The organism is Tenggerimyces flavus, assembly GCF_016907715.1.
Classification (GTDB): Bacteria; Actinomycetota; Actinomycetes; order Propionibacteriales; family Actinopolymorphaceae; genus Tenggerimyces; species Tenggerimyces flavus.
In genome coordinates, this window is the sequence record NZ_JAFBCM010000001.1 from 7516996 (window position 1) to 7541504 (window position 24509).

Below are 24509 nucleotides of genomic sequence, written 5' to 3' on the forward strand. Positions count from 1 at the left end.
CCCGGCGGCACAGCCCCGGCGGCCAATGATCATGTTTACATGATCATTGGCCCCTTTACGTGGGGTAGACGCCAGGTGGAGTGCCTCTTCGCCAGGTAGAGCGCGGCTTGATCTACAGAGGTCGAGCTCGTCGCCGAGCGCATGATCGCCGCGATCGTCACGGGGTGTACCGGGGTACGATCTCGGCGACTCGCGGAGGCGGACCACCGGCGGCCCAGGCGATCCGGATAGCGTCCGCCTCTCCCCCAGCGGCCAGGTCGGTGAACGTCCCTCCCAGCGCGCCGATCGGCACCCACTCCCCCGCCCGCCGAACGGACACCTCGCCCGATCCGGCGGCGCCGGTCTCCTGCAGGATCGTCACGCTGTCGAGCTCCCGGGCGGCCGACAGGGTCACCACGAGCTCGTCGCCCGCGACCGGTGCGGACGCGGCGACGTACGACGTGGCGACGTCGTCGTCCGCCGCCGAACGCAGCGCGGATCCTGCAGCGGGCAAGGGCGTTCCGGACACCGTGAGCCTGGTCGCGTCGAGGACGTCGACCGCGAACTCGCGGACCACCAACCAGTACGGGTCGTTGTTCGCCAGGGCTCGGTAGCGCACGTACCGCGCTGTCGTCCCCGCCGGCACCGTGGCGCGGACCTCGGCGGTCGTTCCGCGCGCGAGCTCCGTCCACGCGGTGCCGTTGGTCGAGTGCTCGAGCACCCCGTTCCCGATGAAGTCGCTCGGGCTGCCCGGCTTGCCCATCAGTACCGCGATCCCGCCGATCGGCCGGGCACGACCGAGGTCGATGCCGACCGAGTCGCCGGTCTGCGGCGCGTTGTCGCTCCAGTAGAACGTGTCCAGGCTGCCGTCCAGCATCCGCGCCGGAACGTTGTCGGCGTAGGTTCCCATCGAGGTCGTCCCCACCGCGCGGTCGACGCCGACGCCCACCGACGCGTCGAACCGGCGGGCGGACTCGGCGACGAACGTGTCGACCACGCCGTCCCCGACCAGCGGCGCAACGTTGGCGTGCGGCAGGCGAGTGTCGCGCAATGCTCTTGCCTGTTTGACGAAACCCGACGCGAGCTGCCGTTGCGTCCATGCCGCCGAAGGATCGGCGGCGGCGAGCCCGTCGAGAGCGACCTCCATCGCGCGAGCCCACAGCTTCGTGGCGGAGAGCCACGCGTCCGCCTCGGCGACGAAATCCGGGGCCAGCGCACCGCGGAGCACGTCCGGCGCCTCCACCAGCGCCCGCACGACGGGCCGCAGTCCCGCCACGGCCTCCGCGCGGCGGCCGGCGTTCCACGCTGACCAGAACGCCGCCACCTCGGCAGACAACTGGGGCGCGCGGTCGAGGTGCAGCGTTCCCTCGTACCAGTTGAGATCCGCGAACGTCCGTAGCGCCGAGAGCACCTCGGGATCGCCACCGGCGCGCTCGGCGAGCGCGCGTTCCCACGAGGCGGTGGCGTCGTACGACACGTCGTCCCAGCCGTACTCGCCGAACGAGTACAGGGCGATCGTGCTCAGCACCGGCTGGTTCATCGGGTTCGAGATCACGCCGGCGACCTCGTTCGACAGCCCTGGCTCACGCCCCGTGTACGGACCGAGCGGGATGCGGCCGGCGATGTAGTCGTTGACCGGATAGTTGTCCCACACGAGGATCTGGTGGCCGAAGACCGCCCGTGCCTGGGCGGCCTGCGCGCGGGTGATGTCGTGCGGGATCACGGCGGTCCCAGTCCAGTGCACGACGACATCGGGATCGAGCAGGTCGCGAATCGCCTTCTTGTACGGGGATTCCGTCACGTTGTAGTACTCGGTCGGCACCATCTGCAGCGGCGCCTCATCGCCCTTCCCGGCGACCCATTGCTGGACGACGTTCAACAGCTCGGACTGGGCGCGACCGGCCGCTCCACCGCCCGTTCCGTAGCGCTCGCGGTCGGCGTCGCAGTGCCAGGTCGAGTAGTCGATGTCGTCGAGCGGAACGTTGAACGCGCGTACGCCGAGCTCGTACAGCGACTCGAACTTCGCCAACAGCGCTTGGCGATCCGCCTCCAGCGTGTAGCAGATCGACAGCCCAGGCGACAGCGCGAACGTGAAGTCGACGTGGTTCGCGATCGCCCGGTCGACCAGCGCGCCGAGCTGCGCCAGCTTGTCCGCCGGGTACGGATCGCGCCACAGCTCGCGGTGGTACGGGTCGTCCTTCGGCGCGTACTCGAAGGTGTTCATCCGGTGCGAGCCGAGATAGTCGAGCAGCCCGAGCCGCTCGCTCTGCGTCCACGGCGTTCCGTAGAAGCCCTCGATCAGGCCGCGGTACCGCATCCGCGGCTCCTCGCGGATCGTCGCCGCGCGCACCTGCGGGCGGCCGTTGCGCGGCTCGATCAGCGTGCGCAGCTCGTGCGCCGCATAGAACGTGCCGTCCGCGTCGACGCCGTCGAGCACGATGTCCTCGCCACCGGCGGCGAGCACGAAGCCCTCGGCCGCGAGCCCGTCGGCGTTCGGAACGCCGAGCTCGGCGAGCGCGGCATCGCCGTCGCCCAGCCAGACCGTCACATGCGTGGGCGGCCGCTGGCCGTCGGTCAGCACGACGCGACGCACACCGGCGGCGGTGAGCGCGGCGCGGACGACCTGCTCGGCGGCAGGATCGGTGTCCGCGGCACGGACGAGGCCCACGACCGGCGTGAGGCGTACGTCGTCGGACGCGGCTTGCGCGGCGGGGAGCGGCCCCAGCAGCAGGCAGCCGGCGGCGAAGACGGCGGCAGCGGTGCGAACGACACGTGACATGGCGCCCCCTCAGGTGTGCCGCCCAGTCATCCAGCGGGCACGGTCAGCGTCAAGGAAGTGGCCGGGAGTGGCATCGGTAGGTTCGTGCCATGGCCGAGACTCCCGAGCTCCCCCGGACGTTGCTCGACGAGCTGTACGCGGACGGCGTCGCGTACGACGCGGCACAGCCCGATCGGCTGCAGCGGCGGCGCAACCTCGAGCCCGACGCGGCGGAGCTGCTGTGGGTCATGCTGCAGGCGGCGAACGTCCGCACGATGGTGGAGATCGGCACCTCGAACGGCTACTCCACGCCATCCTGATTGTCGCGGCTTCGGCTCACTGCAGTTTCACCACACCGCGTCTGTCACTGGGTGACGGACGTTCAGTTGGGCTTCTTTGTGAGCCGAACCGCGAGGTGGTTCGCCGCAGCCCTGCGGCGGACCGGCGGGCAGCTGGTCAGCGTGGATGTCGACGAGGTGATCCAGGCCGAGGCGCGCGCGAACCTCGTACGCGCGGGCCTCGACGACATCGTCGAGCTGCGGACCGCCGACGGCGGCGTGGCGCTCCGGGAGCTCGCGGACGGATCGGTGGACGCGTTGTTCCTCGACGCCGAGCGCGTGCAGTACGCGTCTTGGTGGCCGGACCCGGTCCGCGTCCTGCGGCCGGGCGGTCTACTGATCGTCGACAACGTGCTCTCGCATCCGGACGAGGTCGTCGACATCAGTGCCCGGATCGAGGCCGACTCGTCGCCGCGGTCCACGGTCGTCGCCGTGGGCAAGGGCGAGTTGATCGCGGTGAAGGGCGGGTAGCCTGCCCCCGTGCCCGAGATCAGCGATGGCGTCGTGACGCTTCGGTCCACGAACGAGACCGGCCAGTTCGCCGTCGCGGCGGACGGGCAGCCGGTGGGCCGGGTGCGGCTGGTCGACGCCGGCGACGCTGTCGCCGAGCTGTCGTGGCAGATCAACGAGACGTACCGGCGGCGCGGGCATGCCACGCGGGCGGTGCGACTGCTGGTGGGGCACGCGCTGGCCAGCGGGTACGTGCGGGTCGAGGCGTACGTCGACGCCGGCAACCTGGCCGCGCTGCGCGTGGCGTCGCGCTCCGGGATGCGCCGCGAGGGCGTGATCCGTTCGCGCCGCACGCTCGACGGCGCACGGCACGACTTCGTGCTGGTGGCGCGGCTGGCCGACGATCCCGAGCCGAGTACGCGGGCCGGCTTCATCGGCCTGGTGAACTCGACGCTGCCGCGGACGCGGCTGATCGCGCACGTGGTCGTCCGCGACGAGCACGGCCGGCTGCTGCTGTGCGAGACGACGTACAAGGCCGACTGGGAACTGCCCGGCGGCGTGGTCGAGCCGTTCGAGTCGCCACGGGACGGTGCGACGCGCGAGGCGACGGAGGAGCTCGGCATCGACCTGCCGATCGGACCGTTGCTCGCTGTGGACTGGCTGCCGCCGTGGAACGGCTGGGACGACGCGGTCGAGCTGCTGTTCGACGGCGGCGTGCACGACGGCGCGACGTTCCTGGACCGGTTGGAGCTGGAGCCGCGGGAGATCAAGCAGGTCGAGTTCTGCACGCTCGACGTGGTGAAGGAACGCTGCCTGCCCGGCACGTACAAGCGCCTGGCTGCCGTCCTCGGCGCCCCGTACGGCGAGGTGCTCTACCTCGAACGAGGCGCGGCCGTCGAAAGCCTCTAGAAAGAGCCTCGAGAAAGAAAGACTGGACATCGCCAGATCTGGCGATATCCTCTGCACATGGCGAAAATGATTTCCATTACAGGTTCCACTTCCACACTATCAGTGGGCGACAAGCTCGTCAACCGGATCGGTTTCGGGCTCAAGCGCATTGCCGGCTCGACCCCGAGCGAGCAGCCCACGGAGCAGGCCATCGCGCTCCTCCGGCGCGTCGTCGAGCTCGGCGTGAACCACCTCGACACCGCGGCGTTCTACCCGAGCGTCTCCGCGGTGCGTGGATCGACGAGATTCACCAGCCTGAACTGGGCAAACGTTGCTCTCCGGCAAGCGCTCGCACCGTACTCCGACGACCTGCTGATCGCCACCAAGGTGGGTCCGACCGAGGATGGGCTAGCGAGCCCGGAGCAGCTTCGTACGTTGGTCGAGCAGGACCTGCGCGACCTCGGCGAGGAGGCTCTCGACCTCGTCTACTTCCGGCAGATGGGCCTCGCCTCGGTGGCAGAACACTTCGGTGTGCTTGCCGAACTGCGCGAGGAGGGCAAGATTCGCCATCTCGGGCTGTCCAACATCAAGAACGAGCATCTGGCGCAGGCGCAGCAGCTCGCGCCCGTGGTGGCGGTGCAGAACCGTTACAGCGTGGACTTCGGGCGTGTCAACGACGAGTTGCTCGCACTCTGCGGCGAGCAGGGCATCGCGTTCGTCCCGTTCTTCTCGCTCGCGGCCGCTGACCGCGAGGTCGGCGGCGTGGCCGCCTCGGATCCGGTCGAGACGGTCGCGCGGGAACGTGGCCTCACGCCGGCCCAGGTGCGGATCGCGTGGACCCTGCACCAGGGACCGCACGTCCTGGCGATCCCTGGCACGTCGAACGCCGACCACCTGGCCGAGAACCTCACGGCAGCCGACATCGAGCTGACCACCGAGGAGCTGGCGCTGCTCGAGAGCGACCCCACCCCGGAGCCCGCGCCCAAGCACGGGAACTAGTCGCGCGGGGCGAGTCCTGGTACGGCGGGTCCGTCGGTGAACGGTGCCGGCTCGACGTACTGGGGCTCGTCCCCACCCGCGCCGAGGAGGCGGCGGGTGAGGGCGTCGCGGTCGGACAGCAGCTCGTCCAGTGCGAGCCGTACGTCCGCGGCGGACGTCTCGTCGCCGCCTCGCTCGGCGCTGACCAGCACCGAGCGGCGGACGAGCTCCTTCGCGAACGAGGCGGTCGTGCCGTCGGTACGTTCGACGACCTCCGCCGCGTCGTCCTCGGTGAGCTGGAGCCGCGGCCCGTACAGGTCGAGCAGCTGCCGCCGTCCGGCCTTGTCTGGCAGGGGAATCTCGACCGCGATGTCGACCCGGCCAGGACGCTGGCTCAGCGCGGGCTCGAGCAGGTCCGCTCGGTTCGTCGTCATCAGGAAGGCGACGTCCGCCTCGGACGCGAGGCCGTCGATCTCGTTGAGGACCGTGAACAACAGCGGGTTCTCACCGCCGCGACCGCGGCTGCGAGCCTCCGCGACGAGGTCGCAGTCCTCCAGAACGACCAACGCCGGTTGCAGCATGCGCGCCAGACTGCATGCGGCGCTGATGTACTGGATGGTCGTGCCCGAGAGCAGGACGACGGTGAAATCCTCCAACCGGGACAGCAGATAGCGCACCGTGTGCGTCTTGCCCGTGCCAGGAGGCCCGTACAGCAACAGACCTCGGCGCAGGTGCTGTCCTTCGGCGAGCAGCTTCTCGCGGTGCGCGGCGACGCCGATGACGTGCCGTTCGACCCGGTCGAGCACGCCGTCGGGCAGCACGACCTCCGAACGCTGGACGCCCGGCCGGCGGTGGAAGCGGAACGGTCCGACGCCCTCGGCGAAGTCCGCACCCTCGAGCGAGACCACCTTGCCGCGGAAGATGTTGTGCTCGCGCATCAGGTCGGGCAGCTCGTCGAGCAGCCGCTTGCCGGCGTCCGTGGTCGTCGCGATCACCTCGACGCGCACGGCACCCAGGCCGTAGCGCGGAGCCGGCCCCTGCATGAGAACGGCGAACCGGTCGTCGCCGTCGACGCCGAGGAAGAACCCGTACGCGACACAGTCGAGCTCGTCGTCGACCGAGATCGACACGTGCGAATAGTCGACCGCGCCCACGCCGTAGTGGTTCCAGCGCTCGGCGCCTTCCAGGATCTCCGCCAGCGGGTTGTCGCTGCGATTCGCTCCCGACACGCCGATGAGCTCGAAGCTGCGTCCAGGCGCGCTGAACCACGCCGTCAGGGCCAGGTGCACGTTGGCGTGGTCGTGGCCGGCGAAGTTCGTCAACAGCACCGGCGCTTCGAGCGGCTCGAAGCCCAGATGCTCACGCAGGCGTGGGATCAGCGGAGGACGAGTGGTTGGCTCGTCCCTGGTCAGCTGGTTGATGAGCCGCCGAAACTCCTGGCGGAACTCCTCGTTCGCGTTCTCCCCGTTGGTCACAGCGACAAGGTTCGTCCGCCCGCACCGTTAAGGCAACTCGATAACCTGGCTTCCCATGGCAGTGAGCCGGTACGTACGAGTGATGGTCATCGCTTCGCTTCTCGCGGCGGTGGCGTGTTCGTCGGGTTCGACTCCGGCCCCGGCGCCGAGTTCTCCCACCCCCACAGCGAAACCGACGCCCACGCCGTCGCCGACACCCACCCCGGCCCCTACTCCCAAGCCGACAGCGCCACCGCTCGGCAGCGGGATCTCGCCGTTCACCGGCCTGGGCGACGCGAAGCCCGGTCCCGTTCTCGCGGTCAAGATCGACAACGTGCGGCAAGCCCGGCCGCCGTCGAACCTCGCCCAAGCGGACCTGGTGTACGTCGAGCCCGTCGAGGCTGGACTGAGCCGCATGATGGCGATCTTCTCCTCACGCCTGCCGAACGTGGTGGGGCCGGTGCGCAGCGCGCGGGAGTCGGATCTGCACATCCTCTCCCAGTTCGGCCAACCGGCGTTCGCCTACTCAGGCGCCAAGGGAACAGTGCTGCCGCTCATCGCCGACGCGCCGCTGTTCGACGTCTCCCCCGCGCACGCGGGCAACGCGTACGACCGGCACGGCGACCGACCGGCGCCGCACAACCTCTACGCCGAGCCACTCCGGCTGCTCTCGCGAGCCCCGAAAGCCTCGCTGGCCAAGGACATCGGCTTCCGGTTCGGCGCGGCGCCAGCGGGCGGACAGCCGAAGAACGCTTACAACGTGAGGTATTCGGCCTTCACCATCGGGTTCCGCTGGAACGCGTCCGCGATGCGGTGGAACGTCTCGATGGACGGCAAGCCGATCCGCGACGCCGCCGGACCGCCCGCGACTCCGGCGACGGTCGTGGTCCAGTACGCGAAGATCAAGGGATCGAGATTCAAGGATGCTTGGGGAAACGTCTCCCCGTTCGTCGAGACGGTCGGCACCGGGCGGGCGCTCGTGCTGCGAGACGGCCGCGCGTACGAGGGCCGCTGGAGCCGCCCGACCGCGACCGCGGGGACGACGTTCACCACGCCAGCTGGCCAGTCGCTGCCGTTCGCGACTGGCCAGACTTGGGTGGTGTTCGCGCCCGCCTGACGGCCGAGCAGCTCCAGGCCGTCCTCGTCCGGCGGCTGGTTCGACCGACCCGGCCCGGCCCGGGGCCAATGATCATGTTTACATGATCATTGGCCCCTTTACGTGGGGTGGACGCCAGGTAGAGCGGCCACTGGCCGCGTGAGGCGACCGCCGCAAGCCCACCCCATCACGAATCCCGTGGCTAGCCGACGTCCCGACGCCGGAAGCCGACGAACCCGACCGCACCGAGCACGAGCGCGATGCCGAGCAAGGTGAGCAGCGGGGTCGCCGTCCACTCGCCGCCGGGCAGCAGCGGGAGGTGCGAGTACGGCGAGGCGTCGAGCATCCACTGCTCGAGCCCGAGGAACGAACCGACCTGACCGAGCAGCACGAACAGCCCGAAGACCCCCCACACCGCCGCCGCGATCCGCGGCAGCAGGCCGAACAGCAGCAGGGCGAGGCCGACGAGCACCCACACGGCCGGCAGCTGGACGAGCGCGCCGGCGAGGACGCGCGGCACCTGCTCACCGATGTTCCCCACGTTCGCGCCGTGGGTGACGCCGGCCGTCAGCCCGGCCACCGCCAGCACGACCGCGGGGCCGAGGAGCGCGAACACCACATGGCTCGCCACCCACTGCAGCCGGCCGACGTGCGTGGCGAGGACGGGCTCGGCGCGGCCCTCGGTCTCCTCGGCGCGCATCCGCAGCGTGGCCTGGATCGCGTACCCGGTGGCGATGAGGCCGAGAATGCCCAGCGTCGTCGCCAACGTGACATCGACGATGTCGACGCCGCCGCCGATGCGTTCGAACATCTCCTTGATCTGCGCGCTGTCCTCGAGCAGGTCCTGCACGCTGGCCGCCACGCTGCCGAAGACCAGGCCGAGTGCGGCGAACGCCGCCGCCCAGCTGTACAGCAACGTGCGGTGCAGACGCCACGCGAGCGCGACCGGACTGCGCAGGCTCGGCGCCGCGTCGGCAGGACCCAGGCGAGGCGGGAAGACGCCGGCCGCGACGTCGCGGCGGGCCGAGATCGCCACCGCGGCGATGAACAGCACGACCGCGAGCCCGCCGACGAGCGCGAGCGTCCACCATTGCTCGTCGCCGAACGGGCGGACCCGTTGCACCCACCCCATCGGCGACAACCAGGACAGCCACGAGACGCTGCTCGACTCGCCGCCGACGTCGCCCGCGACCCGCAGGACGAAGAACGCGCCGAGCACGGCGATCGCGAAGCCGCGTGCACTGCCGGCACCCGTGGTGAGCTGCGCGCCGAGCCCGCCGATCGCGGCACCGAGGATGCCGGCGAACGCGAACTCCAGGCCGAGCGCGAGCGAGCCGTCGACCGCCATGTCCTGGCCGACGAACGCCCCGAAGACGATGCCGGCGATGAGGAGGTTGGCGACGACCGTGACGATCAGCGCCGCGGCGAGCCCGGCGTGCCGGCCGACCACGGTGGCGCCGAGCAGCTCGCGCCGCCCGGCCTCCTCCTCGGTCCGGGTGTGCCGGATGACCGTGAGCACGCTGATCAGCGCGATCATGATCGGGAGGAAGCCGGCGCGCTGGGTGACGATGCCGCCGATGTCGTGGCTCCAGATCGGCCCGTACAGCGAGAGGAACGTGGGGTTCGCCCCGGCCGTCTGGGCGTAGAGCGCCTGCTGGGCGACGGTCGGGTAGAGCTCGGTGATCGCCGAGATGTACGTCGTGGGGAGCAGCCCGAACAGCAGGATCCAGATGGGCAGCAGGAACCGGTCGCGACGCAGGATCAGCCGGACCAGCTTGCCGGTACCGACCAACGCGTTCATCGTGCGGCCTCCTGCGGGACCGGCTCGTCCTGGTAGTGGCGGAGGAAGAGCTCTTCCAGCGTGGGCGGCTGGCTGGTGAGCGTACGGACGCCGATCGCCGTCAGCTGGCGCAGTGCGGCGTCGAGCTGGTCGGTGTCGACCTCGAAGCGCACGCGGGTGCCGTCGACCTCGAGGCTGTGCACGCCGTCGAGCTGGGCGAGACCGTTCGGCGGACCGGCCAGATCGGCGGTGATCGACGTACGGGTGAGGTGCCGGAGCTCGGTGAGCGTGCCGCTCTCGGCGGTGCGGCCGTTGCGGATGATCGTCACGCGGTCGCACAGCGCCTCGGCCTCGGCGAGGATGTGGCTGGACAGCAGGACCGTACGGCCGCCGCGCTTCTCCTCGAGGATGCACTGCTGGAAGACCTCCTCCATCAGCGGATCGAGGCCGGAGGTCGGCTCGTCGAGCAACAGCAGCTCGACGTCGGAGGCGAGGGCGGCGACGACGGCGACCTTCTGCCGGTTGCCCTTGGAGTACGCGCGGCCCTTCTTGCGCGGGTCGAGCTCGAACCGCTCGAGGAGCTCGTTCCTGCGCTTCTTGTCCAGGCCCCCGCGAAGTCTGCCCAGCAGGTCGATGACCTCGCCGCCGGACAGGTTGGGCCACAAGGTGACGTCGCCCGGAACGTACGCGAGCCGTTTGTGCAGCTCGGTCGCGTCGGACCACGGGTCGCCACCGAGCAGGCTGACGTCGCCGTGGTCCTTCTTGAGTAGACCCAGAAGAATCCGGATCGTGGTGGACTTCCCGGCGCCGTTCGGGCCCAGGAAGCCGTGCACCTCGCCGGCCTGGACCTCGAGGTCCAGCCCGTCGAGTGCCTGCGTCCGGCCGAAGCGCTTGCTCAGGCCGGATACCGTGATGATGTTTTCCACGATCCAGAAGCTACACTCGTTTCACGAAGTTGTGAATTAAGTGTTGCCTGTGAACTGGGACACACCTGAAGCGAGGGACCTGGACGACTTTCTGGGAGGGAACGATGTCCGCGACCGACGTGCAAAACCCCGCCGGCCACCGCGACGAAGAGGCCGTCCACGCCTTCATCGAACGCATAGCCATGACCCTCGCCAGCTTCGGCTTCCCACGGATGGCCGCTCGCGTACTGATGACGCTGGAGTGCGCCGAGGAGGACGGGCTGACCGCCCGCGACCTCGCCGAGCGCTTGGACGCGTCACCGGCCGCGATCTCCGGCGCGGTGCGCACGCTGACGAACATGGGGCTGATCTTCCGCGACCCGGTGCGCGGCTCCCGCCGAGACATCTACCGGCTGCCCGACGATCCCTGGTACGAGATGGCGATGGCGAAGGGCAACATCTACAAGCTGTTCGCCGACCTCACCGTCGACGGCATCGACGCGGTCGGCGGCAAGCAGACCCGCGCCGGTGGTCGGGTGCGTGAGCTGCACGACTTCTTCACGTTCGTCGGCAGCGAGATCGAGGACCTGTTCGTCAAGTGGCGCGAGGTGAAGGCAGCCTCGCGGGCGGAATGAACGTCAAGCGTTTGTAGCCTTGCGCGCATGACCCAGCGTTGGCTGATCGGGCTTCCCACCTCGACTGCCGAGGTGCCTCCGGGCACGTCGCGCATCGTCGCCCTCTCTGCCTCCGAGCTGCGCTACGCCTCCGAGAACGCCATGTCGGGCGTCTTCTTCCACGAGGCGATGAAGCCGCAGTTCTCCGGCGACGCGGAAACCGTCGACATCTACCTCCCCACCTATCGGGGGAAGAGTTTCGTCTCCGTTCTCGCGTGGCTCGCGGCGGCTCGGCTGGCGACATCCACGTGTGAGATTCGGTGGCATCTCGACAAGCAGCAGGGCCCGGACTCGATCCAGAAGCTCCTCGCCGCCGACGGCTGGTCGCTGACCCGGCAGAAGAAGGGACGGGTGACCACGCTGACCGGTACGGCACCGGCGGCGCCCGCGCTGCCCGACCCGACCACGTTCGACGCCGCCCTCGGTAGCCAGCAGGTCCAGCTGGCCGCCGACTATGGAGTGTTCTCCCCTCGGCAGGTCGATGCCGGTACGCAGCTCCTGCTGGACGTCGCCCTGGCGCACCGCCCCGTTCCCGCGGTAGCCGACATCGGCATCGGCTACGGAGCGCTCGCCCTCGGCCTGGTGCTCAACGGCGTCGCCACGCGCGCGGTCGGATCGGACATCGACGCCGTCGCCCTGTGGCTCGCCGAGCGCAACGCACAGGCGAGCAACGTCGAGCTCCGGACCGAATGCGACGCCGATCCCACTGCCCCGGAAGACACTCCGTTGACGGTCTGCAACATCCCCACGCACATCAACGCGCAGGACTCGCGACAGTTGATGGCGGGACTCCTGCAACGCGCGAAACAAGGACGCCTTCTGGTCGTGGTGCACTCGAGTCTGGAAGCTCGCTATGCCAAGTACTTCGACCAGGAAGGGCTCGAAGTCGAACGCACCGCCGGAGAGGCGCACACGGTCCTCGCGGCGGGACAGACCAGCAGCTGAGGCGAGGCGACGAACCGCCCCAGTTGGGATCCGGGCGTGTCGTCGGGGAGAATCGGGCTATGACGTCCGAGAGCTTCACGCGCCGTGGTGCGATTGACCTGTCGTCGTTGGCTCGTCCCGCCGCGCCCCCGCCGTCGGCTGGGCAGGCGCCGGGTGGCGGAGGACCCGCCGGGTCGGGCAGCTATGTGATCGACGTCACCGAGGAGAACTTCCAGCAGGAGGTCGTCGAGCGCTCGGTCAACGTTCCCGTCGTCATCGACTTCTGGGCCGACTGGTGCGAGCCCTGCAAGCAGCTCAGCCCGATCCTCGAGCGGCTCACCGACGAGTACGCCGGCCGGTTGGTGCTCGCGAAGATCGACATCGAAGCCAACCAGCGGATCGCGCAGGCCGCGAACGTGCAGAGCATCCCGCTCGTCGTCGCCGTCATCCGCGGCCAGATCGTCCCGCTCTTCCAGGGCGCGCTCCCCGAGGCCCAGGTACGCCAGTACTTCTCCGAGCTGCTCCGGGTCGCCGAGGCGAACGGCGTGACCGGCACGACCGAGCCGATCAACGTCGCCGAGCCGCAGGAGCCCTCCGGCACCGAGGACGAGGAGCCGGAAGGCGACCCTCGGTACTTCGAGGCCGAGGACGCGCTCAACCGCGGTGACTTCGACGCCGCGGTCAAGGCGTTCGAGACCGTTCTCGACAACGCTCCCGCCGACGCGATCGCGAAGGTCGGGCTCGCCCAGGCCAAGCTGCTCGCCCGCGTCCAGCACCTCAACCCCGAGGAGTCCCGCGCCGCCGCGGCGGCCAAGCCGGACGACGCGCAGGCGCAGCTGGCGGCGGCCGACCTGGACTTCGCCGCCGGGAACGCCGACGCCGCGTTCGCCCGCCTCGTCAACACGGTCCGGCGCACCGCGGGCGACGAGCGCAACGCCGTACGCCTTCATCTGCTGGAGCTTTTCGAAGCGCTCGGCGTCGACGACCCGCGCGTGAAGAAGGCCCGGCTGGCACTCAGTACGGCCTTGTTCTGACCGCACCTCGGGTAGTTGTACACAGAACGTGACAAACCGCGTGCGGACCTCTCAGGTCACTTCGCTACCCTGAACCAGAAAGCACATCGGGACGGGGTAGGGGATGCGTGTCGCTCGAATCGTCGGTGGCGTGGTCGCTGCCCTCGTGGGTTTGCTCGCGCTCGCGGGCGGGCTGATCGCGGCATTTGGGTACATCGGTCCCGATAACGTCATCAGCTCACCGGCCCGCACGATCAGCAGCAAGGGCGTCGCGATCACGACCTCGCCGGAGCTGTTCGACTACTACGGTCCGCGACTGCACGTGACCGCCGAGCCGGCCGAGCCCGGCCGGCAGCTGTTCATCGGCATCGGCCACCACGTCGACGTCGGCAGCTACTTCTCCGGCACGAGCCGGACCAAGGTCACCGAGCTCGACCTGCCGTTCTCCTTGACCACCGGGGACGTCATCGGCAAGCAGACCGAGGTCAACCCGCCCAACGGGCTGGAGTGGTGGATCGCCAAGGTCTCCGGCTCGGGCAAGCAGGAGCTCGTCTGGCCGATGGCCGACGGCCCGTACGACATCGCGATCATGGGCGCCGACGGCAAGGCGAACGTCGACGCGGTCGTCACGATCGGCGTCGAGATCCCCGGAGCGTTCGCGACCGCGATGCTCGTCGCGCTCGGCGGCCTGGTGCTGCTCGTGCTCGGCGCGCTCCTGCTGCGGGTGCTGCAGCAGAAGCCGGTCGAGGAGGACCTGGTCCTGTGGGACCAGAGCGACCAGTGGGGACAGAACGAGTACTGGGGCAGCCAGCAGGAGCCCAGCCACCGCGGGCCGCCGACCGAGGAGTCGTTCAACGGCCCGCCCTGGGGCTCGATGCCGCCACACGGCGAGCCACCACAGGACGAGCCTCAGCCCGAGCCTGCGCACGCCGGTCCGCCGGCGGAGTCGAACGGTGGCCGCATACCCGTCGGGCCGCCGCTCGACCTGGGCACCGGCCAGCCCGTGCCGACTCCCCCGCCGCCGCAGCAGCAACCGCCCGAGCAGCAGCCGGCCTACCCGCCCGCGCCGCCGGCCCAGCAGCCTCAACAGCAACCTCAACAGCAGCCGCCGCCGCAGCCCACGTTCCAGCCACCGGCAGCGCCGCGGCAGCAGCCGCCGCCCGCCGGCCCGCTGCCGTGGCGCCCCGCCGGCCCGCCGCGGCGTACCCCCGAACCGCCCGCCAAGGAATCCGAGTCCTCGCAGGGAGACGACCATGGCCAGCCGTAGCGGCGCCGTCGCCGCCGTGCTCGCGCTGACGTTCGTCACGGCGACTGCCTGCGTCACGATGCCCGAGCAGAAGACCAACAGCGCCCCGCCGTGGACGCCCGCGTCGGTGCAGTCGAGCGTGAAGTTCTTCGACCGCTACGACACCGTCCATCTCGAGGCGAGCGAGGAACGTGACGCCGGCCTCGTCTCGACCGTGGAGACCGGCCCGCTGCTCCGCGTGTCCACGGCTGCCTACAAGATCAAGCGCCGCCTCGACCCGCAGCGCAAGGACACCACCGCGCCGTTCACGCGGACCAACCCGACGATCGCGCTGCCGAAGTTCAGCAAGTACCCGGTCTGGCTGATGGGCGTCTCGACGATGTCGAACGGCAACGGCCGCCAGGTCGTCGACCTGGTCACGCGCTCGACCGCTGGCCACGAGTGGCGCAACGCGATCTCGGTCATGCTCGACCCGAGCCAGCCGGTGCCGGAGCTGCAGAAGAACGGCGAGTCGGCCGTGCCGATCTGGATGCCCGAGCAGATCGCCGAGCTGCGCCGGCCGCCGGCGAAGGCGGCCGAGGCGTACGCCGCGCTGATCCAGGGCGGCCCGACCGCGCCGCACGCGGCGGCGTTCGTCCCGCATGGGATGACGGTGACGGCGCACCAGATCGCGGCGCGGTACCGCGCGTTGCCGGACAAGCTGACGTTCGAACAGGCCGTGAAGGTGGTCGGCTACCGGGCGGTCGCGGCGAAGGACGGCGGCGCGCTGGTGATCTTCGCGATGGAGGAGCGGAACAACGTCCTCATGCGGCCCGGCCAGACGCTCGCGCTGCGCCCGACCGACGAGGCGGCCGCGTTCACCGGGCTGACCAAGGTGACCAAACAGCTCAAGGAGACCTGGGTCTGGCAGGTCGCCGCGTTCGTCCCACCCAAGGGCAAGGGGAACGGTCTGGTCGAGCTGCTCGGCGTCCAGCGTTCCCTCGGCACCGCCGCCATCGTCTGACCCTCGACCGGGACGGCTCTTACGGCCGGTTGCCGGCCCGCGTCCGCAGCAACGCGCGGGCGAGGCCGGCCAGCGACGCGACCAGCGCCACGCGGTCGCCAGCGCGCACCACGATGCGGTCGCTGGGGGTCCATCGCCAGCGGCCGTCGCCGCCGCGGTGGGCGAGGATGCGCAACGTTCCCGCCTCGGCCAGCTCGCTGAGCGGCCGGCCGTCGAGGGTGGAGCCGGTCTCGACGGGGACCTCGGTCACCATCAGCACCCGGCGGCCGGCGGAGACGGTCACGTCGACCCGGCGTTCCATCATCTCCGAGACGAACCGCGGCGCCGCGAGGATCGAGACCGAACGGGTCGTCCCCACGCCGATCTTCTCCTGCACCCGCGCCGCCAGGTCGTGCTCGAACAGCCGCAGCACGACGCGTGCCTCGGGGTTGCGTTCGGTCGCGTACAACCCGGCCTGCAGGTTCGCCACGTCCTCGTTCGTCGCCGCGATCACCCCACGGCAGCGATGCATCCGCGCCTGGTACATCACGTCGTCGTTCGACACGTCCCCGATGATCACCGACGCGCCGAGCCCGCGGACGGCCTGCACGCCGGGCTTGGCTCCGTCCCGTTCGACCGCGACGACGTTGAAGCCGCGTTGCAGCAGCAGCTCGGTCACCCGCGTCCCGACCGTCCCGAGCCCGCAGACCACGAAGTGCCCGCGCGGCCGCCCGCGCACGCCGCCGAACGAGCGCGCCAGCTTCTCCCCCACGAACGCGTCCACGATCGCCGCCGTCAGCAGCGACACCATGACCAGGCCCGCCAGCTGCACCGCGATCGCGATCAGCCGCAGCTCCCCCGGCGCGGTCGCCGCGCGCGGGTCGTCGTAGCCGGTCGACGTCACCGTCGAGACCGCGATATACAGGGCGTCCAGCCAGGGCACGTGCCCGGCGGGCCAGGCCCGGACCAGCAGCGTGCCCAAGGCGATCAGCAGCACCAACGTCAGCGCTACGATCCGCAGCCGTCGGTCGAACACCCGCCCGAGGTCCGAGCGGAGGTCGTCGAGCCGTGGCCGTCGCCGCACCGGCTCGCCGCGGACGGCGCTGCCCAGCACGAGGTCGCCCCGCCCCGTCGGCAACAGCTCGGTCTGCGTTCGGCCGCGGACGTTCGCCAGCGACGCGATCACCGGCGCCTGGATCAGCTCGACCGGACCCGCCACGACCTCGCGCCCGCCGATCGTGAGCCAGGTGACGTCGGACTCGTCCAGCGCCGCCGACACCAGCTCCGGCGCCGCGAGGTCGGCGGTGGAAACGCCTTTGCAGTTGGGGATCAGCGACTCGAGATGGTCGCGCAAGCGTGGGTTGACGATGTGTACGACGACCCGGATGTCCGGGTTGAGTTCGTTCGCCGTCAACGCCCCGTGCACGTTGCCGACGTCGTCGGGATGGACGAAGCCGACCGCCCGCGCGTTCGTGACGCCCGCGTCCCGGAGCGCGGTCTCGTTCGGGCGCCGCGCGACCACGATCTCCGCGCCGGACTCGGCGATCTCCTGCGCGAAATCGGTCTCCGGGTCCGGGAGGATGACGACGACGCGTTCCCGCAACCGTCGCAGCTCCTCGACCGCCCGTACGGCGATGCTGTCCGCTCCGGCGACGACGTAGTGACCGCGTCGCGCCGGCCTTGGTTCGGCCAGGCTCTCGGGCTCGATCAGCCCGTCGTCCGAAGTCACACGCTCGATCGTAGGCCAGCCAGCAGGGCGTGGACGCGGGTCAGTGCCGGATACAGCTCGCGATAGACCTCGAGCAGTCGTTCGTACGTCGCGTGCCGCCCGCTGTCCGGCGAGGCGCGGAACGCCAACGGCCCAGATCGGCGGGCCAGCACCGCGTCCCGCAGCGACGGCACCAGCCCGACGCCGGAAGCGGCCACCATCGCGACTCCGACCGGCGCGCCCGCGGAGTGCGCGGGCACCTCGACGGGCAGCCCGGTCACGTCGGCCTTGATCTGGGTCCAGGTCCGTCCGCGCGATCCTCCGCCGATGCTGCGCAGCACCTCGGGGTTGATGCCGAGCTTCGACAGTTCCGCGAGGTTGTGCGCCAGTCCGTACGCCGTCCCCTCGAGGATCGCCCGCACCAGGTCCGCGCGCCGGGTCCCCATCGACAGCCCGACCAGCGCGCCGCGGGCGTCGGCGTCCCAGATCGGCGACCTCTCGCCGAGGAAGTACGGGAGCAGCACCACGCCGCCACTGCCCACGGGCGCCGTGCCGGCGAGCGTGTCCAGCTCGGCGAAGTCGCCGCCGCCGAGCTCGTCGCGGAACCAGCGCAGGATCCCGCCGGTCGCGACCATCGAGCCGTAGACGATGACGAGCCCGTCGAGCGGATACGGCAGCGTGCTCAACGTGCCGGGTCCGTCGCCGAGCCGGGCCGTCTCGACGGCGGCGTTCACCACGGTCGACTGGCCGGTCATCTCGCAGACGTCGCCGTGCTCGGCGAGGCCGGCCTCGATGCTCGCGGCCGCGCCGTCGACCAGACCGGCGACGACCGGCGTCCCCGCGCGCAAACCGGTCGCCCGCGCCGCCTTGGTGGTGACGTGACCGACGACGTCTGCCGGGTCCACCGGCTCGGGAAGCCAGGAACGGGGAATCCCCCACTCCGCAACGAGATTCTCGTCCCATCCGCTGGCGGACCCGAGCAGCGTCAGGCCGACGTGGCCGGTGTCGATGGTCGCCTCGCCGGTGAGCTGGCGGACGACGTACCCGTTCGCCATCAGCACGCCCTGTCCGCGGTGGCGGACCTCGGGCTCGGCGCGCAACAACCAGGCCAGCTTGGGTGCCGCGAAGTACGCGTCCAGCCGGTTGCCCGTACGTCGCAGCACCTCCGTGCCGTCCAGCCGCTCGCACTCCGACACCCCGCGCCGGTCCATCCAGGTCAGCGCCGGCCGCACCGGGTCGCCCTGCTTGTCGAGCACCACGACGGTCGGCGCCTGGCTGCTCACGCCGACGGCCGCGACGTCCACCGCGCCGGCCTGGGCGAGCGCGGCACGGATCACCGCGGCGGACGCAGCCCACCAGTCCTGCGGACTCTGCTCGGCCGCGTTCGGCGCCGGGAACGCGGTCGCATACTCCTGCCCCGCCTCGCCGAGCACGCGACCGGCAGCGGAGACCACGACCGCCTTCACCCCGGTCGTGCCGACGTCCACCCCGACCGTCACCGGCTCGCCCATGCGCCGATCATGCCGTATAGTCGAGTTCGGCTAGTCGAGTTCGGCTATTTGGAGCGATGCATGAGCCTGCGAGCCCTCCGGACCCCGCTGACGATGGCGATCCTCAGCCTGCTGCGCGAGGAGCCGCGGCATCCGTACGCGCTCCAGGCCCAGCTCCGCTACCGCCACGTCGGCGAGGTCGTGAAGCTGCGCGGAGGGTCGGTGTACGACGCCGTCCGGCGGCTGCAGTCCGCGGGGATCGTCACCGAGCAGGAGACCAACCGCGCCGGCGCGCGCCCCGAGCGCACGGTCTACGCGATCACGCCCGAGGGCGAGGAGCTGCTCGACTCGCTGCTACGGGACTACGTCGCGATGCCCGCGCGGGAGTACCCGGTGTTCCCCGCCGGGCTCGCGCATATCGCGAACCTGCCCAAGGACGAGGCTGTCGAGCTGCTCCGCGAACGAGCCGGACATGTGCAGGACGAGTACGACCACGTCGCGGAGCTGACCCAGCCGCTGCTCGAGGGCGGCATGGCGCGGCTCGTTCTGCTCGAGACGGAGTACGTCCAGCGGCTGCGTCAAGCCGAGCTTGCCTGGCTGCGCGAGGTCGCGGAGAGCATCACCGATGGCACCCTTCCTTGGATCGAGAAGGTGAAGCAATGACACAGCAGTTTCCCCCACCCTCGTTGAAGAGACTCAACAAGGTCATCGTCGCCCTGCAAAGGATCGGCATCGTCGTCGGCACCATGCGCCTGCTGACGGTTTACGGCCGCAAGAGCGGCAAGCCGCGCACCACGCCGGTGTCGCCGTTCACGGTCGACGGCGAGCGGTACGTCATCAGCGCGGCGACGACCGAGTGGGTCAAGAACGCCCGCGTCCGCAACGAGGGCGTGCTCGCGCGTGGCCGCCGGTCCGAACGGGTCCGGCTCGTCGACGTTCCCGAGCACGAGCGCGGGGCGATCCTTCGCGAGTTCCCGCTCAAGGTGCCGCACGGCGTCGACATGCTGATCATGTCCGGCGCGGTCGAGGACGGGACGCAGGACGCGTTCGAGGCCGCTGCTCCGAACTGCGCCGTGTTCAGGGTCGAACGGCTGTGACCGCTGCCGCGTCGTCGGGCGCTCGCGAGGCGGCGTCCTCAGACTCTGCCCAGAGGCGGTAGCGCTCGAGCTCTTCCTTGCGGCGTTGGTCGTTCCAGCCGAGCAGGCCGCCCATCAGGTCGGCCACGGCGGGCGCTGCCGACAACGCTCGGTCGCTGTTCTCCAGGGCCGCCCGGGTGCGGCGCAGCAGGACGTCGTCGAGGTGGAGCGCTCCCTCGTTCAGCACGGCGTACGCCACCTCCGCCGCCAGGTAGTCGCCCACCAGCGGCTTACCCCACGAGGGCCGGTCCGCGACCAGGTCGAGCAGCGCGGGCGTCTCGGTTCCGTACCGGCCGAGCAGGTGGTCGATCCGCGCCAACGGCAGCCCCGACTCGCGCGCCAGCGACTCGCGCTGGTTGCGCAGCGCCGAGAAGCCCGCCGCACCGAGCAGCGGCAGATCCCCTGTGGGAGAAGGCGGAACTGGCCGCGGCGTGGCGACGTTCACGACGTCGCGCGCCATCAGCCGGTACGTCGTGTACTTGCCGCCGACGATCGTCACCATCCCCGGCGGACCCTCGATCACCGCGTGGTCGCGCCGCAACGCCGCCGTCGACGACGACCCGCGCCCGCTCACCAACGGTCGCAGGCCGGCGAAGATCCCTGCCAGGTCCGCACGAGACAGCGGCCGGCGCAACCACCGGTTGGCATGACCGAGCAGGTAGTCGACGTCGGCCTGCGTCGCGACCGGGGCGGATCGATCGTACTCCCAGCGCGTGTCCGTCGTCCCGAGCAGCCACGAGTCGAACCAGCGCCGGATGATGAAGACGCTGTCCGGCGTCCGCGCCACCAGACCGGTCCGCGACCGGATCCGATCGCCGGGCACCATCAGGTGAATCCCCTTGGCTGGCGTCACATCGATGCTCTGCTCGCCCGCCAGCGCCTGCACCCGGTCGGCCCACACGCCGGCCGCGTTGATCACGACCCGGGCGCGGACCTCGTACGTACGGTCGCTCTCCTCGTCGCGGATCCGCACGCCGGACACGACGCCGTCGGAACGCAGAACCGCCACCACCGGCGTACGCGTCAGCACGGTCGCGCCGAGGCCAGCCGCGGTGCGCGCGACCTGCAACGTGTGCCGCGCGTCGTCGACGCGGACGTCGTAGTACTGCGCCGCGCCGGTGATATCCGGCCGCAGGTCCGGCATCTCCCGCAGCGCGGCGCGCCGGGTCAGGTGCCGATGCCCGCGCACGCTCCGCGGCCCGGTGAGCCGGAGGAGGTCGTAGAGAGCGACGCCGGCGCCGATGTACGGGCGCTCCCACCGGTGCGTGAACGGGATCAGGAACGGCACCGGCTCCACGAGGTACGGGCACAGCTTCTGCACCATGAGGTCACGCTCGACGAGCGCCTCACGGACGAGCCGGAAGTTGAGCTGTTCGAGATATCTCAACCCACCATGGAAGATCTTGCCTGATCTCGACGACGTCCCGCTCGCCAGATCGGCCGCCTCGACGAGCAGGACGGACAGCCCGCGCGACACCGCGTCCAGCGCCGTCCCCGCTCCCGTCACGCCGCCGCCGATCACGACGACGTCGTACGTACGCCCCTCGACTCCGTCAAGGGCCGCTTGACGCTGCGCCGACGAGAGCACCGATCTCATCGCGGCGGGACTTGCCCGTAGCTCGCGATCTTCGCGCCTGCCCGCGCCAACTCCTCGTCCGACAGCAACCTCGGTGTGCCGGCGCTCGCCGCGCGCAGCCAGATGTCGCACAGCGACTCGAGATAGAGGCTCAGCTGGTACGCCTTCGCCAACGAGTCCGCCGCCGTCACCGCTCCGTGGTTGCCGAGCAGGCAGCCGGCCCGGTCGCGCATCGCCTCGGCCGCCGACGCGGCCAGCTCGTCCGAGCCGTACGTCGCGTACGGCGCGACGCGCACGTTCGGGCCGAACAACGTGACCAGGTAGTGGATCGGCGGCAGCTCCTCGACCAGTGTGGACACGGCCGTCGCCGCGGTCGGGTGCGTGTGCACGATCACCCGATGGTCCGACGACCGGTAGACCGCGAGATGCAACGGCAGCTCGCTTGTCGGCTCCAGCTCGCCCTCGATCACCTTGCCGTCCAGGTCGCACACGCAGATCAGCCCGGGCGTCAGCGCGTCGTAGTCGAGCCCGCTCGGCGTGACCGCGACCAGGTCGCCGGAGCGTACGGACAGGTTGCCCGACGTTCCGACGACGAGGCCGTCCGGCCGCAACCGTTGGGCGTAACGTACGAGCTCGGCGCGCTCGTCCAGCAGCTTCATGACTTCCATCCCTTCCGAGCCAGCTCGACTGCGGTGCGATAGTGCTCGAATCCCTCGGCGTAGAAGGATGTTCTGGTCTGGTCGGGCTCGACGACGACCTCGTCCTCGGCCCATTCCGTCGCGTCCACGGGCGATCCGATCGCGGCCAGCCCGGCGAGGACCGCGCCGTACGCGCCGATCTCCTCCTTCGGGGCCACGCGGACCGGGCGCCCGAGCACGTCGGCGAACAGTTGCAGCCAGCGCGCGCTCTTGATCCCGCCACCGCAGACCGCGACGCCACCGCGCAGCCCGGCCGCGTCGAAGCAGTGCCGGGCCGCGTACGCGATCGCCTCGCACACCGCGCGGACGAGATCCGCCTTGTCCGTCTGCAAGGTCAGCCCGTCGTACCGTGCCCGCGCGCCGGGCTCGACGAACGGCGCGCGTTCGCCCGCGGGCGAGAAGTACGGCAGGCACGTCACACCGCGCGCACCGGGCGGGCTCGCGTCGAGGAACTCGTTGACCCGTACGTGCTTCTCGCCGATCGTCGCGAGCACCCAGTCCAGCGCCGCGGTGCCGACCATCGCCGGCATCGCGCGAATCCACCTGCCCCGCGGGCCGTACGCCAACGTCAGACCAGCCGGTTCGCCGGACGTGTCGAGCTCGTCAATGACCACTTGACAGGCCAGAGTCGTCCCGACGATCAGGTTGCCGTCGCCGGGCGCCGTGACACCGGCGCCGAGTGCGGAGGCGGGCAGGTCGAACGGCCCGGCCGTGACCGGTATCCCGGCGGGAACGCCAAGCTGGGCTGCGACTTCGGGCAGCAGCGCGCCCCTCGGGCACGGCTCGACGACCGGCGCGAGCAGCGCCGCACGATGCGTCAGCCCGCATGCCTCGAGCACGTCGTCGGCGTACACGCGTGTGTGCGGGTCGAGGAACGGCAGCGAGGCGTCGGAGGGGTCGGTCGCCCGTACGCCGGTGAAACGCTGCATGACGACGTCCTTGCAGTACGCCGCGGTCGCCGTACGGTCGAGCACCTCCGGCTCGTTCCGGTCGAGCCACGCCAGCACCGGCGCGGGACAGCCGGGGAAGAACACGTTGCCGGTGCGGCGGAACGCGCTGTCCGCGACGCCGGCGTCGATCCACTCGCGCAGCACGTCGGCCGCACGCGCGTCCATCCACGAGATCGCCGGCCGCGTCGGACGGCCGTCGCCGTCGACCGGCCAGACGCCATCTCCCTGTCCAGTAAGGGCGATCAGGGCCGGCGGCTCGCCGATGTCGACGACCAGCCGTCGCACGACGTCCGTCACGGAGGCCACGACCTCGTCGGAGTCCTGCTCGTACCAACCGTCGCGCGGGTTGAGCAGCTGGGTGCGTTCGGCCACGACGCGGAGCACCCGGCCGTGGTCGTCGAACGCCGCGGCCTTGGTCATCGACGTTCCGGCGTCGACGCCGATGTACATCAGAGCACGTCCGGGTTGGCGAGCGCGGCGAGCGGCTGGCCGGCCACCCAGCGGCCGACCTCGTCGGCGCAGATCCGGGCCGCGTTCTCCGCGACCTCGCGGCTGCAGCCGGCGATGTGCGGCGTCATCACCAAGCGGGGCGCGTCGAACAGCCGCGAGTCCGGCGGCAGTGGCTCGGCCGGGTACGTGTCCAGCGCGGCGGCGCTGAGCTGGCCGGACTCGAGCGCGTCGCAGAGCGCGTCATGGTCGAGCAGCCCGCCGCGCGCGGAGTTCACCAGCACGGAGCCGACCGGCATCAACGCGAGCTCGCGGGCGCCGATCATGCCGCGATTGTCCATGGTGAGCCGGGCATGCAGGCTGACCACGCGTGAACGGGCGAGCAACTCGTCGAGGCGAACGACCTCGACGCCGTCCTCCGCCTCGTCGATCATCGGGTCGTAGACGAGCACGTGCGCGCCGAAGGCCTGGAGGACGGTGGTGACGCGGCGCCCGATCGCGCCGTACCCGACGAGGCCAACGGTCGAGTCGCCGAGCTCGATGCCCGCCGACTCGTACCGGAAGTAGTGCCCGGGCCACGTCCGGGTCGCGAGCTCGTGGTGTCCGGCGGCGATGCTGCGGCAGGCCGCGAGCATGAGGCCGACCGCGAACTCGGCGGCCGCCGCGGCGTTCCGGCCCGGCGCGTAGCAGACCGCGATGCCGTGCTTGGTCGCCGCGTCGAGGTTGACGTTGACCGGACCGCCGCGCGAGACCACGACGAGCTTCAGGTCCTGCGCGTGGGCGAGGACGCGTTCGGTGAACGGCGCGAGGTGCGTGACGGCGACCTGGATGCCGTCGAGCGCGGCGATCATCGTGTCCTCGTCGCCGGCGGCCTCGTCGACCTCGGCGACCGAGCTCCAGGGCGTGGTCGGCCAGGGCAGCTCGAGCTCGCGGATCGTGGGGGCGTCGCCGAGCTTGTCGCGGAGCGCGCCGGCGAGCAGGTCCGTACGGACGAACTCGTCGCCCGCCGCGAGGATCGTGAGAGCTTCGTTCATCGCGC

At 70.7% G+C, this 24509-nt stretch carries 22 protein-coding genes; 12 read left to right on the plus strand and 10 right to left on the minus strand.

Annotation, left to right across the window (positions count from 1 at the left end):
• Nucleotides 1-157: 157 nt before the first annotated feature.
• Nucleotides 158-2758, minus strand: coding sequence for a glycoside hydrolase family 84 protein (locus tag JOD67_RS34980; RefSeq protein WP_205121950.1), 2601 nt, complete (start codon nucleotides 2756-2758; stop codon nucleotides 158-160).
• Between the two features lie 89 nt (nucleotides 2759-2847).
• On the opposite strand from JOD67_RS34980, the gene JOD67_RS34985 reads away from it, so the two are divergent.
• The 4 genes from JOD67_RS34985 to JOD67_RS35000 all read left to right on the plus strand — a co-directional run bounded on the left by JOD67_RS34985 (nucleotide 2848) and on the right by JOD67_RS35000 (nucleotide 5412).
• Nucleotides 2848-3057 carry a hypothetical protein gene (locus JOD67_RS34985; RefSeq protein ID WP_205121951.1) on the plus strand — a complete coding sequence of 70 codons (210 nt, stop codon included), beginning with the start codon at nucleotides 2848-2850 and terminating at the stop codon, nucleotides 3055-3057.
• A 78-nt stretch (nucleotides 3058-3135) separates the two neighbouring features.
• Nucleotides 3136-3546: an O-methyltransferase gene (locus JOD67_RS34990; RefSeq protein WP_205121952.1), complete on the plus strand. Its 411-nt coding sequence runs from the start codon at nucleotides 3136-3138 to the stop codon at nucleotides 3544-3546.
• A 9-nt stretch (nucleotides 3547-3555) separates the two neighbouring features.
• Nucleotides 3556-4434 carry an NUDIX hydrolase gene (locus JOD67_RS34995; RefSeq protein ID WP_205121953.1) on the plus strand — a complete coding sequence of 293 codons (879 nt, stop codon included), beginning with the start codon at nucleotides 3556-3558 and terminating at the stop codon, nucleotides 4432-4434.
• A gap of 102 nt (nucleotides 4435-4536) precedes the next feature.
• A complete protein-coding gene (locus JOD67_RS35000) occupies nucleotides 4537-5412 on the plus strand; it encodes an aldo/keto reductase (RefSeq protein WP_307782661.1) in 876 nt (291 codons plus the stop codon).
• Here JOD67_RS35000 and JOD67_RS42230 read toward each other — a convergent pair.
• Entirely contained in the window at nucleotides 5409-6866 is a 1458-nt protein-coding gene (locus JOD67_RS42230; RefSeq protein ID WP_205121955.1) for an AAA family ATPase, read from the minus strand. The genes JOD67_RS35000 and JOD67_RS42230 overlap by 4 nt on opposite strands.
• 55 nt (nucleotides 6867-6921) lie before the next feature.
• On the opposite strand from JOD67_RS42230, the gene JOD67_RS35010 reads away from it, so the two are divergent.
• Nucleotides 6922-7962, plus strand: coding sequence for a DUF3048 domain-containing protein (locus JOD67_RS35010; RefSeq protein ID WP_205121956.1), 1041 nt, complete (start codon nucleotides 6922-6924; stop codon nucleotides 7960-7962).
• A 181-nt stretch (nucleotides 7963-8143) separates the two neighbouring features.
• Here the strand turns inward: JOD67_RS35010 and JOD67_RS35015 are convergent, their stop codons facing one another.
• Together JOD67_RS35015 and JOD67_RS35020 are read right to left on the minus strand one after the other, a co-directional pair.
• Nucleotides 8144-9742, minus strand: a complete 1599-nt coding sequence (locus JOD67_RS35015; RefSeq protein WP_205121957.1) for an ABC transporter permease — start codon at nucleotides 9740-9742, stop codon at nucleotides 8144-8146.
• Nucleotides 9739-10647 (minus strand): ABC transporter ATP-binding protein, encoded by a 909-nt coding sequence (locus JOD67_RS35020; protein WP_205121958.1) that lies wholly within the window; start codon nucleotides 10645-10647, stop codon nucleotides 9739-9741. The genes JOD67_RS35015 and JOD67_RS35020 overlap by 4 nt, the downstream gene beginning before the upstream one ends.
• Before the next feature lie 104 nt (nucleotides 10648-10751).
• On the opposite strand from JOD67_RS35020, the gene JOD67_RS35025 reads away from it, so the two are divergent.
• The 5 genes from JOD67_RS35025 (at nucleotide 10752) to JOD67_RS35045 (ending at nucleotide 15486) form a co-directional block, all read left to right on the plus strand.
• Entirely contained in the window at nucleotides 10752-11261 is a 510-nt protein-coding gene (locus tag JOD67_RS35025) for a GbsR/MarR family transcriptional regulator (protein ID WP_205121959.1), read from the plus strand.
• Nucleotides 11262-11288: 27 nt separating this feature from the next.
• Nucleotides 11289-12245, plus strand: a complete 957-nt coding sequence (locus tag JOD67_RS35030) for a methyltransferase (RefSeq protein WP_205121960.1) — start codon at nucleotides 11289-11291, stop codon at nucleotides 12243-12245.
• 59 nt (nucleotides 12246-12304) lie between these two features.
• Nucleotides 12305-13258: a tetratricopeptide repeat protein gene (locus JOD67_RS35035; protein WP_205121961.1), complete on the plus strand. Its 954-nt coding sequence runs from the start codon at nucleotides 12305-12307 to the stop codon at nucleotides 13256-13258.
• Nucleotides 13259-13361: 103 nt separating this feature from the next.
• A complete protein-coding gene (locus JOD67_RS35040; protein ID WP_205121962.1) occupies nucleotides 13362-14504 on the plus strand; it encodes a hypothetical protein in 1143 nt (380 codons plus the stop codon).
• Nucleotides 14491-15486, plus strand: coding sequence for a DUF8094 domain-containing protein (locus JOD67_RS35045; protein ID WP_205121963.1), 996 nt, complete (start codon nucleotides 14491-14493; stop codon nucleotides 15484-15486). The genes JOD67_RS35040 and JOD67_RS35045 overlap by 14 nt, the downstream gene beginning before the upstream one ends.
• Before the next feature lie 19 nt (nucleotides 15487-15505).
• On the opposite strand, the gene JOD67_RS35050 is transcribed toward JOD67_RS35045, so the two are convergent.
• Both JOD67_RS35050 and JOD67_RS35055 read right to left on the minus strand, forming a co-directional pair.
• A complete protein-coding gene (locus JOD67_RS35050) occupies nucleotides 15506-17194 on the minus strand; it encodes an NAD-binding protein (protein WP_205121964.1) in 1689 nt (562 codons plus the stop codon).
• Nucleotides 17191-18684, minus strand: coding sequence for a xylulokinase (locus JOD67_RS35055; protein WP_205121965.1), 1494 nt, complete (start codon nucleotides 18682-18684; stop codon nucleotides 17191-17193). The genes JOD67_RS35050 and JOD67_RS35055 overlap by 4 nt, the downstream gene beginning before the upstream one ends.
• 60 nt (nucleotides 18685-18744) lie before the next feature.
• On the opposite strand from JOD67_RS35055, the gene JOD67_RS35060 reads away from it, so the two are divergent.
• Together JOD67_RS35060 and JOD67_RS35065 are read left to right on the plus strand one after the other, a co-directional pair.
• Nucleotides 18745-19326: a PadR family transcriptional regulator gene (locus JOD67_RS35060; protein ID WP_239554196.1), complete on the plus strand. Its 582-nt coding sequence runs from the start codon at nucleotides 18745-18747 to the stop codon at nucleotides 19324-19326.
• Nucleotides 19323-19760 (plus strand): nitroreductase/quinone reductase family protein, encoded by a 438-nt coding sequence (locus tag JOD67_RS35065; protein ID WP_205121966.1) that lies wholly within the window; start codon nucleotides 19323-19325, stop codon nucleotides 19758-19760. The genes JOD67_RS35060 and JOD67_RS35065 overlap by 4 nt, the downstream gene beginning before the upstream one ends.
• Here JOD67_RS35065 and JOD67_RS35070 read toward each other — a convergent pair.
• From JOD67_RS35070 to JOD67_RS35085, 4 genes are read right to left on the minus strand one after another with little or no spacing between them, the layout of a single operon-like run.
• Nucleotides 19741-21396 (minus strand): glycerol-3-phosphate dehydrogenase/oxidase, encoded by a 1656-nt coding sequence (locus tag JOD67_RS35070; RefSeq protein ID WP_205121967.1) that lies wholly within the window; start codon nucleotides 21394-21396, stop codon nucleotides 19741-19743. The two genes, JOD67_RS35065 and JOD67_RS35070, sit on opposite strands and share 20 nt — an antisense overlap.
• Nucleotides 21393-22034, minus strand: coding sequence for a class II aldolase/adducin family protein (locus JOD67_RS35075; RefSeq protein ID WP_205121968.1), 642 nt, complete (start codon nucleotides 22032-22034; stop codon nucleotides 21393-21395). Before JOD67_RS35075 ends, JOD67_RS35070 begins: the two co-directional genes overlap by 4 nt.
• Nucleotides 22031-23473: an FGGY-family carbohydrate kinase gene (locus JOD67_RS35080; RefSeq protein WP_239554198.1), complete on the minus strand. Its 1443-nt coding sequence runs from the start codon at nucleotides 23471-23473 to the stop codon at nucleotides 22031-22033. The genes JOD67_RS35075 and JOD67_RS35080 overlap by 4 nt, the downstream gene beginning before the upstream one ends.
• Nucleotides 23473-24504: a 2-hydroxyacid dehydrogenase gene (locus JOD67_RS35085; protein ID WP_205121969.1), complete on the minus strand. Its 1032-nt coding sequence runs from the start codon at nucleotides 24502-24504 to the stop codon at nucleotides 23473-23475. The genes JOD67_RS35080 and JOD67_RS35085 overlap by 1 nt, the downstream gene beginning before the upstream one ends.
• Nucleotides 24505-24509 lie beyond the last annotated feature (5 nt).